At 50.3% G+C, this 12,731-nt stretch carries 13 protein-coding genes and 1 pseudogene; 7 read left to right on the top strand and 7 right to left on the bottom strand.

Annotated elements, in window-relative coordinates; all coding sequences use genetic code 11:
* Window positions 1-169: 169 nt before the first annotated feature.
* From F1E05_RS16845 to F1E05_RS16815, 7 genes are all read left to right on the top strand, one after another.
* A complete protein-coding gene (locus tag F1E05_RS16845; protein WP_150050503.1) occupies window positions 170-514 on the top strand; it encodes a hypothetical protein in 345 nt (114 codons plus the stop codon).
* Window positions 515-1,004: 490 nt separating this feature from the next.
* Window positions 1,005-1,391 carry a hypothetical protein gene (locus F1E05_RS16840; RefSeq protein WP_150047791.1) on the top strand — a complete coding sequence of 129 codons (387 nt, stop codon included), beginning with the start codon at window positions 1,005-1,007 and terminating at the stop codon, window positions 1,389-1,391.
* An 83-nt stretch (window positions 1,392-1,474) separates the two neighbouring features.
* Window positions 1,475-1,966, top strand: coding sequence for a DUF695 domain-containing protein (locus F1E05_RS16835; protein ID WP_150050501.1), 492 nt, complete (start codon window positions 1,475-1,477; stop codon window positions 1,964-1,966).
* 80 nt (window positions 1,967-2,046) lie between these two features.
* Window positions 2,047-2,520, top strand: coding sequence for a hypothetical protein (locus tag F1E05_RS16830; RefSeq protein WP_150050499.1), 474 nt, complete (start codon window positions 2,047-2,049; stop codon window positions 2,518-2,520).
* Between the two features lie 70 nt (window positions 2,521-2,590).
* Entirely contained in the window at window positions 2,591-3,229 is a 639-nt protein-coding gene (locus F1E05_RS16825) for a hypothetical protein (RefSeq protein ID WP_150050497.1), read from the top strand.
* 158 nt (window positions 3,230-3,387) lie between these two features.
* Window positions 3,388-3,750, top strand: coding sequence for a hypothetical protein (locus F1E05_RS16820; protein ID WP_150050495.1), 363 nt, complete (start codon window positions 3,388-3,390; stop codon window positions 3,748-3,750).
* 461 nt (window positions 3,751-4,211) lie between these two features.
* Window positions 4,212-4,838, top strand: coding sequence for a hypothetical protein (locus F1E05_RS16815; protein WP_150050493.1), 627 nt, complete (start codon window positions 4,212-4,214; stop codon window positions 4,836-4,838).
* A 334-nt stretch (window positions 4,839-5,172) separates the two neighbouring features.
* On the opposite strand, the pseudogene F1E05_RS16810 reads toward F1E05_RS16815, so the two are convergent.
* The 7 genes and pseudogenes from F1E05_RS16810 to F1E05_RS16780 all read right to left on the bottom strand — a co-directional run bounded on the left by F1E05_RS16810 (window position 5,173) and on the right by F1E05_RS16780 (window position 12,596).
* A pseudogene (locus F1E05_RS16810) lies at window positions 5,173-6,261 on the bottom strand (IS5 family transposase).
* 343 nt (window positions 6,262-6,604) lie between these two features.
* Window positions 6,605-7,183 (bottom strand): hypothetical protein, encoded by a 579-nt coding sequence (locus tag F1E05_RS16805; RefSeq protein ID WP_150050491.1) that lies wholly within the window; start codon window positions 7,181-7,183, stop codon window positions 6,605-6,607.
* A gap of 8 nt (window positions 7,184-7,191) precedes the next feature.
* A complete protein-coding gene (locus tag F1E05_RS16800; protein WP_150050489.1) occupies window positions 7,192-7,494 on the bottom strand; it encodes a hypothetical protein in 303 nt (100 codons plus the stop codon).
* Window positions 7,484-9,370, bottom strand: coding sequence for an RHS repeat-associated core domain-containing protein (locus F1E05_RS20765; RefSeq protein ID WP_150050487.1), 1,887 nt, complete (start codon window positions 9,368-9,370; stop codon window positions 7,484-7,486). Before F1E05_RS20765 ends, F1E05_RS16800 begins: the two co-directional genes overlap by 11 nt.
* Before the next feature lie 364 nt (window positions 9,371-9,734).
* On the bottom strand, window positions 9,735-11,066 hold the full coding sequence (locus tag F1E05_RS16790) for a PAS domain S-box protein (RefSeq protein WP_150050485.1): 1,332 nt from the start codon (window positions 11,064-11,066) through the stop codon (window positions 9,735-9,737).
* Entirely contained in the window at window positions 11,063-11,479 is a 417-nt protein-coding gene (locus tag F1E05_RS16785; protein ID WP_150050483.1) for a response regulator, read from the bottom strand. Before F1E05_RS16785 ends, F1E05_RS16790 begins: the two co-directional genes overlap by 4 nt.
* Before the next feature lie 25 nt (window positions 11,480-11,504).
* On the bottom strand, window positions 11,505-12,596 hold the full coding sequence (locus F1E05_RS16780; protein ID WP_150050481.1) for a sensor histidine kinase: 1,092 nt from the start codon (window positions 12,594-12,596) through the stop codon (window positions 11,505-11,507).
* Between the last annotated feature and the right edge of the window lie 135 nt (window positions 12,597-12,731).

The raw sequence follows: 12,731 nt of genomic DNA, 5'->3' as shown, positions 1-12,731 counted from the left end.
CTATCGCCTAATTTGATTCAATGGTAGCAAATGCGTCGTTACCAATCATTGTCGCCTATCGTTGATGATATACAGAAGGGAAAATCATATGCTGCTCAATGAATTATCGGTTAGGAAATTATTTCCGGTAGATATACGGAAACTATCTAATTACTAGTTAGGGCTTGAAATGACCCTCGATGAACTTGCGAACGAACTGTGCGCTGTTTCTGACGAGAAGGCCGTCCGAGATCTCGCAAAATACATTGAGGAATGGAAAGGCGATGATCGAAATGCCGAGGTGCTCGAAAATATGGTCGAGCGCTTCTTTGGCAACGTCTGGATATCGAAAGAGGCGGAACATTCAAAGGCATATAGGCTCTGGTCTTCGTTCAGAGATGATGCAATTCACGGCATCGGCGGAATGACAATGAATGAAAGGCTATATGCGTTCGGTCTGTTTGAACGCTTCGATTCCTGTAAGTCCGAAGCGGAAAGGCTTGAGGTTTATGGCAAAGTGCATGCAAAGCCCTAACAATCGCATGCACTCGGACAGCAAAAAGCGGCGCTCCTCGTTCCTCGTCGCTCTGCTTTTTGCTGCCGGTGATGCGAAGCGTTAGCGCCTTATGATATCGTTACCAACATTTCAGGCTTGGATATACAAGTACACATTGAAGTGCACGTTGCAATCTCGTTTGGGTTGGAAGTCTTCGCTTCTGTCTTTGGTGTAATCTCAACCTTTGTGGAGGTAATTATGGAAAACTCATTCGCTATCTTTACTCAAGTAATGGCATGTGTTTGGTGCGGAATTGCGTTCCTGCGGAGTCTCTGGTGAGAGAAAATTCCAACCCAAGCGAGAGATTTACGTTCATGAATTTGTGCTACTTGCCGAGAGAGAACGCAGGAGGTTCGATTCCTCCTCTCCGCACCATATTCTATGGCTGGCTTGCACCTAGCGCTAACCAGTCGCTCAACATGACCGGCGCTACCGCGCCGGCCTGTTAGCTTGGTCGTTATGTGTAGCCATGGAAAAAATCGAAGCTGAAATAGTAATGTTGAGTACGGAAGATGGTGGACGAATATCTCCATTATCGGGAGCAGCTTTCGGTGGAATTTATCGGTCCCATATTGTCATAGGTGACCGAAATCAACGAGAAGCAATTGTGGAGGTTACTCCTGAGCATCCTAGAACTTTGACTGAAAAGTATCAGGGAGTCGCTTTCATAGAAGGGCCAGAAGTTGAATTTGTACCAGTAAATGAAAGAATACATGTAGTGATGGCACTAATGTATTTTCCCGACAACGTATATGAAGATGTTATTCCTGGTGCAACATTCACCCTTCGCGAAGGAGGCAAAATTGTTGGGCATGGTGAAATACTAAAGCGGTGGAGCGATGAGAAAAACACATAACAAGCGCATAAACTCGGACCATAAAAAGCTACGCTCCGCTCCGCTTTTTTTGGCCGGTTATACTTGTCGTTAGGCGTCACCAAATGCCGGACCACGAAATCACCATCGACTTACCCGAGCCGCACTACACGCTGTTCAACTCCAAGCGAGACGGGCTTCCCGAGGTAATCGTGGTCAACGATGCGTTGCTCGCCTTCCAGCACACAGCGATCTTCCCTTGGCACCTCTGCATCACGATAGAAGCCGAGGAACTAATCGAGAACGGCATGCCGTCGGAAAAGGAGAGCAAACTCCTGTTCGATCTGGGCGACGAGATCGAATCCGTTGTTCTCAAGGGGCGAACCGAACAAGGAGCTGAGAACGCAATGTTCCTGGCTCGAAGCACCTGGAATGAGGCGCGTGAACTGATGTTCCAAGTCCATGATCCAGAGGTCGCTCATACCGAACTCCAAACCCTTCTTCACAGCCGCACATGGCAGCGGCAATGGAACTATCGAATGGAGAATGACCCCGAGTGGGAGAAGGCATCCTTCGTCTTCCAACTCTTTCCTCAGGCGCGTGGCTGTGACGCCTAACCCTTCCATCGAGCTGACATGCCCCGGCAAGCCGGGTCATGCAGCTCATGTCAAACGTTATGCATACAGCTTACAGGACAATGTTTAAAGTTTTTCCCTCGATTTTTGTAGCTTTTATTTTGACTGTGCTTCCAGTGGAAGCTGTCTTAGCCTGCAAATGTGTAGGTGGTGAAACCAAGCAAAGCCTATATATCAAGGCCGACTATGTCGCGCATGTAAAAATCACTGTCGCAGAACTTAGGGATGTGAGTGAATTAGGAAATGCCGATTCTGACATTATCGATATGGCTCATGGTGAATATGCCCGCATCTCTTTCGAAGAAAAGGAAGTATTTAAAGGCAAAAAGTTTTCTCCAAATTTCCTAAAAGAATTACCGTTCGCCAATGGAAACTGCATGCTGGGCCTTCGGCCCGGCTGGGAATATGTAATATTTCTTAACAAAGAATCAAACGGGCTCGTTTTTGCTTGCTCTGGCTCGTTTTCTTTCTACAACACCACTGATACATCAACCAAAATACAGCAGCTAAGAGAATGGGCAAGGGGAAAAAGATAAATTCGCATAACACGGCGCTCAAAGGGACGCTCCGCTTCGCTGCGCGCCCCTTAGCTCGGCGTTAGACCGCATGAACGTTTACTCAGAGTTGTGTCGTCGCCTTCACATCACGGAAGAAGACGTTGCGCTTTTTCAAGACGACAATGTGGGACTGTGCAGAGTTGACTGCGCTCGTCTTAGCCATCTCTTACTCGCACAACTGACTTCGATAAGCAAACACCGCACGTTCAACTACTTCTCCGTAACAGACGTGATCCAGACTCTGGAGGGGGTTGGGCGTTCGGGAAGTTGCGTAAAGGGTGAAGAGCCTTTCAAACATCAGCCGTTACAGGGATTTTGGAAAGCTCACTTTTTCGACGCTAGGTTTTTAATGCAGAACCTAGTCAATCATTGGGGACTGGCCTATGAAACCTCCCCGAAATTTGGCGAGTTGTGTTCACGGGTGGCCGAAGAGGAAGAGAAAAACCCAACGATTCATGGCTGGCAAGGGCGGCTCTCCCACGAATTCACCATGGGTGGGTATGAGCAAAGAGCAAAAAAGAAGAATTTGACCGGGGAGTGGCTCATCTTTGCCAAGCATGAGAATCTCAATTACTATCTTTGCGTCACTCAGCACTCCAGTGCGAAAGATGGCGACGAAGCAATTTACGCAATGCTGAAGGAGTATTGTGAAGATCAGTACCCATTCCTGTTCGCGAGTGCTGTCTAACCCTGCAATCGAGAGGGACGTCCGCAAGCTGGCGCTTGCGGTTCCCTCCGCCTGCGGCTCCGGCCGCCCCTCATCTCCACGTTATGCGTCAGCCTGACACTTACCTCTCTCAGCCGCCTCGGTATTTCCGGGCCACTATCGGCACTACACTTGCCGTCATGGCTGCCCCGCTGTTTCTGTTCGTTGTTGCAATCCTCAGCGTCAGTGGCACTGCTATCGAAGCCAGTGAAGCACAGGGTTTTGCTGTTATGGTGGCGGCTGTCTTTTATTCGGTTTGTTTCACGGCAATTGCATTTCCAACAGTGGCTCGCTACTTGCACAGTCGTAATAAACTTTCGCGCTCACGTTTTTACCGTTCCCTATTCATCCTTCTGGCCCTCGTTTCATTTCTCTTCTGCGCCCTGTGGGCAGTGGCCGTTGAGGGTGATTGGGGTTTTTTGTTCATGGCGCCGGGCCTGTTCGTAGTGGCTAGCGTGATCGCGCTGCCATTTAGGCCACTTTGGCTTAGGTTGGCACAATGACGCATAACCCTGCGCTCAACACGGACGCCCAAAAAGCTGCGCTTTTTGGGTTCCCTTCGCGCTGCGCGCTCCGGCGCCGGTTAGCTCCACGTTAGGGACTTGAGGAGCAATGAAGTCGATCTTCCCTTATGTGTTTCTCACGATCATGGCGGCGCATGGCTTGTGGTGTTCGATTAATCCGGGTGCCGTGCTTCGTTTTCGACGTAAGCGTGGATGGTCCGAAAGCATGATCAGCGGTGGCTACTTTTACGCAAACGAGGCCCGGATTAGAGCAATGGGGTTTGTGTTTCTTGCGGTCACATTCCTTCTCATTGTCGGTATGGCATTCGGAAATTAGGGTCAACAATCATGCTGTACCCAAGAGTCCCTAACAACGCATTCAACGCCGACGTGCAAAAGCCTCGCTGCGCGTCGCTTTTGCACGCGGGTTAATGCGGGCGTTAGGTTTCACAACGCGCACTATGGCGAACTGGTTCGAAGATCACCCCACAAGATCAATCATTGTTCACACGCTAGTCGTGGCAGCCGTCGTGTGGGCGGCCTTCGCCTTCCTCTTCGATGAGAACAAGGTCGCAGTGCACAAGGCTCAAGCCGAAAACTACAAGGCGAAGACAGAGGTGCTTGAAGTAGAGCTCTCTCGGCTACGCGAAGAGAACAGAAAGTACCTAGAGTGGCTGACGGCGACCCCGAATACGATTCCGCACCTCGAAGCGCGATTGAAGACGGCTGCAGAGGAAGCAGCCCAACTGAAGGCTCAGCTGGCGGCAAGCACTTCCTCCGGCATGCAGGCTTCCGGCGGTCTTGCCAGCTCACCATACAGCGTCAGCCAGACCATCAATCTGGGCGAGACCTTCATGGACCGCAAGACGCTCGCTTCCGTTGGACTTGCCAACGTCACGAACGACAGAACAGCTACGCTGATGCTCACCCTACCCGGGTCGCAAACGCGCGAACTCTCCGATGTCAAGCCGGGCACGGCATGGTCGTACTCGCACGAGAAGACAAACTACCAGCTCATCTTGTCTCGGGTCGACTGGTACGGAAACAAGGCAACTATTAGCGTGGTCGAAGTGCCGGGCCCAAAGTGAAACCTAACCCCTCGGTCAACGCGAGGCCCAGCGGCGTGCTGCCAAGCCCGCCTGCGGGCTTTGTCTATCATCCCTCCGGCGGGCTTGGCGGCACGCTGCCGGCCCCGCGTTACCTCGAACGTTATGTTTTATACCTTATCTGGAGGTAAGTAATGAAAAAACCATCTAGCAGGGTGTTGAAATTTGCCTATATGCCTTCGGCTTCAAAACCATTTTTTGGTTTTGTTGGGCTTCTGGAAGCCCGATCACACCTCAAAAACCGGTTTTAGCCGGTTATATTCGCCCCGAAGGGCGTTAAATTCCGCCTTTTGGCGGATTTCAGGCGCACCACCGCCTAGGCGGTACTGTATCGCCAGCCGAAAATGGTACCCATGCGCGTCAGGTTATAGGCGGCAAAGGTAAAAATCGTTTGCGCGGCGACCTTCTTTAACCCCCGGAACTTGGTTTGGCGTAGCGGGCCGACTGTCTTGGCCCAACCGAAGACTTCTTCGATCCGCTTACGGATTTTGAGACTTTTACGGTAACCGTCGTGCCGGGTTGTGCGACCGTCAATGGCGGAGCCTTTGTCTTTGCTGGCGACATGCGGCGTGACTTTGCGCTGGCGTAACTTGGCGACAAAATCCTGCGTATCGTAATTTTTGTCGGCGGCCAAGGTCGCGCCCGGTTTGTGGATCGTGCGTTTGACCATGGCATGGGCCTCCTCGCGTTCTGCGGTGCCGGTGGCCTGGGTGACTTCGACGTCGACGACCAAGCCATTACGGTTCTCCATCAAGGCATGACCGAGGAAAGCCAGCTGAGACTTGTCGCCCTCGCTCTTTTTGTACAACCGGGCATCGGGATCGGTGCGTGATGCGTGGGTTTCGTTGCTGCGTTTCTCGCCCTTGAAGTTGACCGTGGGATTGCGGCCGCCGTCTTCCGGCGGCGGGGTCGAGCCGTCTTTTTTGACGAAACTTTTGTGCGAGGCCCAAGCTTGAATCAGCGTGCCGTCCACCGAGAAATGCTCGTCAGAGATCAGCTGTTTCCACTCGGCCAAGGCCAGTACCCGTTCGAAAAACAAACGACTGATCCGTTCGTTGAGCAAACGGTCGCGGTTGGCGCTGAAGGTCGAGTGATCCCACACCTCGTCATCTATCGTCAAGCCGACAAATCAGCGGTACAAGAGGTTGAAGTCGATATGCTCCACCAGTTGCCGTTCCGAACGGATGGAAAATAGCACTTGCAACAAACTGGCGCGCAACAAGCGTTCCGGCGGAATGGAATCTCGACCGCGACGAGCGTAGAGCGCGTCGAACTCGTCGTTTAGCGTGGCGAGCAACAAGTCGACCACTTGACGCAGCTTGCGTAGCGGATGCTTTTTGGGAATCCGGCTTTCCAGGGTTCGGTAACTGAACAGGTCTTCTTGAGTAATGTCGGCGCCGCGCATGGGGACAGTGCAATATATTGGAGATAGAACTATTTTATCATTTAGAACAATACTTTATGATTTACCAACACATCTGACTCAACCAGCCAATGCGGGTTACAGGGGAGATAAAATCAACAGCCTGTTAGGATAGTCGTCGAACCATAGTTGCTCATGAGCCTTCTGAAGGTTAGATGAACCGTTTGGAATATCACCAGGAAAAAAACTATTGTTTCCATCGCCCAAAGGCCTATATCCGAACTGAGCTAAACCGTAAGGATCGATATACCGTAACGGGTTGTTACTAATATAGGTATATATGTTTTGATCACCCCGTCATAGGCGCATCTATTGGGTCGTAACGTTATTTTTTCTCTGATGAGATTCCTGGTAAAAATACAGGGCAATTTAACTGTTTAGTTTGATCTCCTTTCAACGGAACGTATTCAATCCAGTTATCGGTATCAGGCCATTTCTTAAAATCAATGAATCCAGTTGCTTTGAAAGATTTGAGTTGGACAGCTTGTGCATTAGAAAAATCTAATTCCAACTCCATCTTTGCAGGTAATTGACGGTGTGTTCCTTGAAATATTGTTAGATCAAGAACATTGCCGTTGAGATCGGCTTCTAAAAATCCCGCCCATGAAGCCCAAGTATAAACCGCTGGTGTAAAGCTTAGATTACCGTTTTTGTCATTTGCACATTCATTAAGAGAAATGCGTTCAACGCTACAACTCTCTAAGGCGCAATGAATTTTGAAGAAGTATATTCCACGCTCTAAGTTATCATCATCTTTATTTGATGCTGCAATTACAAGCTGTATTGGCTTATGGATACCTCTCACTCTTTTTTTACTTTTTGAGTTTGATTCAGCAAAAGCAAAGCTTATGTTACAAATAATTACAACAGATAACAAAGCCTTTAATATTTGGATTAAATTCATACATACACCTATTTACAGCACATTTTGTCACAATTAGGCAACTTTCTAATTCTATTGAATTTTTTAATTAAATCTCTAGTTGTTCGCTCCCTTGCTTGATCGTATGGATAGCCACTTCTATTTCCATCAATTTGACGCGGATCATTTGGGTCAAGACTGAAGTGAACTGCCTCATGAATGACCGTATCTAGAAGCCCTGCAGCTTTAGAGTTTGAAAGAGGTTTTAGGTATTGGTCATCAAGTTGCGTTCCAAGACCAGGAATTGTGTTGCCGAGAATTTCCCCGCCATCATCAGTTTTTTTAAGGTCCATAACTTTTATAGCTATCTGGAAAACTAAGATCAAGTTGTGATTCGACTGCTAACTCCCTTGCAACGTTATCATATTGAGTCAAGCCAAGAGGGTCGATATACCGTAATGGGTTGTTGCTAACATAGGTATAAGTATTAATGCCCCCTTTTAAACCAATTAAATCGCTTTGTCGATAGCGGCCTAGCTTGGGATCGTAGTATCTAAAATAGTTATAAAATAACCCGGTTTCCTGGTCGAAATATTGTCCGGGAAAGCGTAAGTTGTATTCGAATTTTTTGCCGTCTTTATCCGGATCGTTATTCGGTAAAATGGATCCAAACGCGTCGCTATTATCCCAGCGCCATACGGGCTTGTTCGAACTATCTAAAATCACCCTCGGGGTGTTTAGGTGGTCGGTATCTATGGTGTAAATTTTTGCATTATCGATCACGGCAACCGGAATATCGCCAAGCCAGACAGTTTCTTGTCTTACACGGCCGAACTTGTCGTATTCCCCCAATAAATGCCCGGCTTTATCGTATATAAATCGATACGGTGCATTACTTAGTTCAGCATTATTTTTCATGATACGTTGACCGAAGCCATTATAAAAATATTCGTAATGGGTTGTAGAGTTTTTTGTTTCGACTAAATGCCCGAATGCATCCCAATAATACAGTATATTTCCATCCGAAAGGATATTACCCGCTTTGTCGTAAGCGTAAGCCTTTTTTATCGCACCCGTAGAATTTACTAACCGATTGTTTTTGTTGTTGATTGTATATAAAGTGTTTGAATTGTTGATGGAATGACTAAGGCGATTGCCGTTGGCATCATATTCATAGTTAAATATTTCGCCGCTATTAGCCGTATCCGAAATTATTCTATCATTGTCGTCGTAATCGAAGCTGCGATCGAGCCGTGAATCATTATGGAGATAAGCAGTAATGCGTTTGCCTTGGTCGTATTCAATAGTACGATCATTATTCCCTAGCGAATATTCACTTATATCGCCATCCGCATCAAATGTGCGAGTGTACTGTCTCCCGTTGCTGAGCCAAGCGACTGGTGGACCGAATGGTTGATAGACTATGTTTTCAAGCACCGGTTTATCGTTGATATTCAGCTGATGAATTCGGCCTTGATTATCGTAATCATAGCTAACAACTGTGCCGGACGGGTAAGTCAGATGATCCGGGCGACCGTTTGAGTCGTAGCGATATTTGACGGATTGTGTGAGCGTGGCTTTGCCGTATTTGCTAGCTTGCGTAGCTTTGATTAATCGGCCATGACTATCATATTCAAATGAAGTGTCGCCGGACTCGTCGCTCATGGTAGTCAAGCGGCCGGTACCGTTTTGATTTTCGTCATATTTCCAGCTGACAACCTCTCGCGGCTTGACGCCATCGACTTTATTGGCGGTTAACTTTTTCGGCCTATCCAATGCATCATAGGTATATTCGAGTTTTGCGCCTCTTGCGTCGACACGGGTTTTTAGATTTCCCGATAAATCATAAGAATATTCTGTAACTCCCTGGTCGGGTGATTCCACTTGAAGTAAATCGCCCAGTGCATTGTAGTCGTATTTTGTTACCCATCCTTTAGGATCGGTAACCTGGGTTATAAAATTCTGCTCGTTATATTGAAAATAAGTCGAATTTCCACTTGGATCAGTCAATTGGCTAATGCGGTATGCTGCATCGTAGGCATAACTTACGGTATGTCCTAACGTATTTGTGCGTTCAAGTACGTGACCTTCACGGTCGTAGCTGTATTGTGTATCGGCACCAAGTGCAGTTGATTGTCTTACTAAGCGATTTAATGTGTCATATTGCCGAAGAAATGTTTTAACAGTGCCATCCGAATTGGATAAGGTTTCTTGCGTTCTGTTTCCCAAAGCAGAAGTGGATTATCGGGATTGTGCTATTGGCAGCATAAAGTTAAAGTTAATTCAAAAAACTCTGGTGCCGGTGGGGGTAACACTCAAAGTTTTGTCAGTTACACGAAGATGCGGTCTGCAAAGCGCGGTGAACCAATGGTGATCGCTTTTCAGCAAAAGGCAGACGTCATTCTGCTGACTTATATCGTCAGGTTTTGCCAATAGAAGATCATGAATGAGGGGCCCCAACCCTTGAATATTGGCCGTAGCTTAGGGATGTGCTTTACCTCGGCGTGACAATCTGTCTACCGGGCGCGGTTACACTATCAAAATAGCGTTTATCGTTACTCGAGCCTTGAGTCAGGCTCGATCCCAACTAAAATCACTCCACGCTACGAAAAACCAACACCGCGCCAACGGTTTTGCCGTCCGGTTGCATCGGCTGAGCGGTGCATTCCACGCTTATGCTTGTGCCGTCCGGCCGGCGCAGTGCCAAGATTTCCTTAGCCGTTTGGCCGTTGCGCAGAGCCTCGTGTGCGCAGGATTGCGGTTGGGCGGGGCTGAGTTCGGGCTGTATCGCGCGCCAGACGTGTTGATCCAGAAGTTGTTCCGGGGCAAGGCCCAACAGGTTCAAGGCCGCTTTGTTGACGAAGGTGCAGATGCCGTCGGCGTCGACGCCGATGATACCGTCGCCGACCGATTCCAGTAACAGGCGAAAACGCGCTTCGCTGTTGCGCAAGGCCGCTTCCGCCCGTTTGCGCTCGCACAATTCGTGGTCCATGCGGGCATTGGCCGATTCGAGTATCGCGCTTTGCTTTTCCAATTGTTCGGTGCGTTGCGCCACCAGTTCTTCCAGCCGGCGCCGGTAATAAAACAGCTCTTGTTCGTTTTCCTTTTCGGTGGTGATGTCGATCAACAAGCCTTGCAGATACAGGGCACCGCGATTTTCAGGGCGCACCACGTTGGCTTCGTCCAGCAGCCAGCGGGTCCGGCCGTCGCGCGTGAGTACCCGGTATTCGCAATGTAGCGGGGTATGACTTTCGTAGGTGGCCGAGAAGGCTTCTATGGTGGCCTGACGGTCGTCGTTATGTACCCATTTCAATATGCCGTCCGCTTCGGCCAGCCATTCTTCGGCCCGATATCCGAGTTGCCGGATTTGCGGACTGACGTAGAGTAGCTTGCCCGGTTGTTCCAGCGAGGCGATATAGGTAATCGCCGGCATCTGTTCCACCAAACAGCGGTATTTGGCTTCCGCCTCCCGCAGCAACTCGGAGGCTTCGACTTTTTCCCTGATGGCGCGCTGTTCGCGCAGCGCCCGCATCACGACGGCCGGCAACCATTGCAGGGCGTCGCCGTCCGGTCCGGCGCCTTTGACGACATAGTCGCGGGCGCCGGATTTCAAGGCGTCCACCGCTATCATGGCGTTATCGGAGCCGGTCAACATGACTACCGGCATCGGCAAATCGCCGGTATCTTCCGCCAGTTCGGCCAGAAAATCGACGCCGCTGATGTCGGGCAAGTGGTAGTCGAGCAAGATGCAATCGATGGATTCGTTACGGGCGTAGTTCAAGCCCTCGTTGCCGGTTTCGGCTTCGAACAACACAAATTCGCAATCCTGATGTTGCGCCAGGGCGCGCCGGCAGGCCATGCGGTCGATTTGATCGTCCTCGACCAACAGCAGGCGTATTTGCGGTTTGGACGGTGCCGCTGTCATAACGGCGACTCGCTGATGGTCCAATAGGCGTCTATGGTACGGATGATTTCGACGAATTGTTGATATTCCACCGGTTTACGCATGTAGCCCGCCACGCCTAATTCAAAACTCTCCACCTTGTCCTCCTGTTCGTCCGAGGTTGTCAAGGCAATTACCGGGATGCGCCGCAATTCCGGCAAACTTTTGAAGTTTTGCAAAAACTCGATGCCATTCATGACCGGCATATTGAGATCGAGCAGGATCAGGCACGGTTGCTCGTGGCCGGGCTGCTGTAAATAAGCCAAACCTTCTTCGCCGTTTTCCTTCCATTGCAAAGGATTGGTTACGCGCAACTCCTTTAGCGCGCGTTTGACCGTCATCGCGTCTACGCTGTCGTCTTCTATCAGCAGGATAGGATTGTTCTTGATTCTCATCGTTTAAACCGGGTTCGGTGGATTGCTAAGTGTGTTTCGGTATCGTGAAATAAAAGGTACTGCCTTGGCCGACCGTGGATTCCAGCCAGACTCGGCCGCCGTGTTGCTCGACGATTTTCTTGACGATGGACAGCCCCACCCCGGTGCTCTCGACCCGGTCGCGCGGATTCAAGGTCTGAAACAATTGAAAGATGCGTTCGAAATGGCGGGCTTCGATACCGGGACCGTTATCGGCCACACTCAGCTGCCAGTGGTCGGGCCATTCCTGGCAGCCGACCGTTATGCGGCCTTCGGCTTTATCCAGATAGCGAATCGCATTGGAGAGCAGGTTTTGTAGGAGCTGTTGCATGCAGGTGCGCTCGGTCAGCAGCACGGGCAGCGGCGTGCTGACCGTCACCGCCACGTGCGCCGGGGGCGCCAGCGAATCGACGACTTCGTGTAGCAATTGGTCTAGGTCGACCGGGGTGGCCGCTTCCTGAATCCTGCCGACTCTGGAATAACGCAATACGCCGTCGATCAACGCATCCAGACGGCGGACCCGCTGTATCAGCAAGCGCAGGTGTTCCTGGCCTTCGGCGTCCAGCCGTTCGTGCTGGTCGGCGGCGATCCAGTCCGCCAGAGAGCCGATGGCGCGCAACGGCGCTTTCAAATCGTGCGAGACCACGTAGGCAAAGTTTTTTAGTTCTTCGTTGACGTTTTCCAGCTCGTGGATCATGCGCTTTTGCTCTTCTTCCAGGCGTTTGCGGGCGGTTACGTCGTAAATAGTAGCCAATACTTGGCCGTTGCCTACCGGACTGATGCCGACGTCGGCGGCAAACTCGCTGCCGTCCTTGCGCAAGCCTAACAAATCCAGACCGCTGCCCATCCGGCGCGACTCCGGCTGCCGGGCGTAATCGGCGCGCCGTTCGCTATGAGCGCTACGGAAACGGGCCGGAATCAAATCTTCGATCAGCAGGTTTGTAAATTCGTCGTTTTGGTATCCGAATAGGCGTTCGGCCGCCGGATTGGCCAGTAAAATCCGCCCGTCGGCATCTACGATGAGCATGGCGTCGGCGGCGATATTTAGCAGCCAGCGGGCGTCGCGGTTTTCTAAAGTATGCGTTGCGGCAGTATTCATCGGTGTAATCCTGAAGGTTGCAAACGCCAAAGCTGAGGGATAATACACCAACAGCGCCGCAAAATGGTGGCTAGGCTACGATGCAAGCCATTAGGGCAATGGTCTGCACGATCCCTTAAAACAAGACGGCGCGAG

It is taken from the genome of Methylomonas rhizoryzae (assembly GCF_008632455.1).
In the GTDB taxonomy this organism is placed as follows: Bacteria; Pseudomonadota; Gammaproteobacteria; order Methylococcales; family Methylomonadaceae; genus Methylomonas; species Methylomonas rhizoryzae.
Note: the sequence above shows the minus strand (reverse complement) of the source record. Positions and strands in the feature narration are given on the sequence as shown.

Bases quoted from the DNA above. Each gene is read 5' to 3' on its own strand.
- F1E05_RS16845 (WP_150050503.1), top strand. From the start codon at position 170: ATGACCCTCGATGAACTTGCGAACGAACTGTGCGCTGTTTCTGACGAG.
- F1E05_RS16840 (WP_150047791.1), top strand. From the start codon at position 1,005: ATGGAAAAAATCGAAGCTGAAATAGTAATGTTGAGTACGGAAGATGGT.
- F1E05_RS16835 (WP_150050501.1), top strand. From the start codon at position 1,475: ATGCCGGACCACGAAATCACCATCGACTTACCCGAGCCGCACTACACG.
- F1E05_RS16830 (WP_150050499.1), top strand. From the start codon at position 2,047: ATGTTTAAAGTTTTTCCCTCGATTTTTGTAGCTTTTATTTTGACTGTG.
- F1E05_RS16825 (WP_150050497.1), top strand. From the start codon at position 2,591: ATGAACGTTTACTCAGAGTTGTGTCGTCGCCTTCACATCACGGAAGAA.
- F1E05_RS16820 (WP_150050495.1), top strand. From the start codon at position 3,388: ATGGCTGCCCCGCTGTTTCTGTTCGTTGTTGCAATCCTCAGCGTCAGT.
- F1E05_RS16815 (WP_150050493.1), top strand. From the start codon at position 4,212: ATGGCGAACTGGTTCGAAGATCACCCCACAAGATCAATCATTGTTCAC.
- F1E05_RS16805 (WP_150050491.1), bottom strand. From the start codon at position 7,183: ATGAATTTAATCCAAATATTAAAGGCTTTGTTATCTGTTGTAATTATT.
- F1E05_RS16800 (WP_150050489.1), bottom strand. From the start codon at position 7,494: ATGGACCTTAAAAAAACTGATGATGGCGGGGAAATTCTCGGCAACACA.
- F1E05_RS16790 (WP_150050485.1), bottom strand. From the start codon at position 11,066: ATGACAGCGGCACCGTCCAAACCGCAAATACGCCTGCTGTTGGTCGAG.
- F1E05_RS16785 (WP_150050483.1), bottom strand. From the start codon at position 11,479: ATGAGAATCAAGAACAATCCTATCCTGCTGATAGAAGACGACAGCGTA.
- F1E05_RS16780 (WP_150050481.1), bottom strand. From the start codon at position 12,596: ATGAATACTGCCGCAACGCATACTTTAGAAAACCGCGACGCCCGCTGG.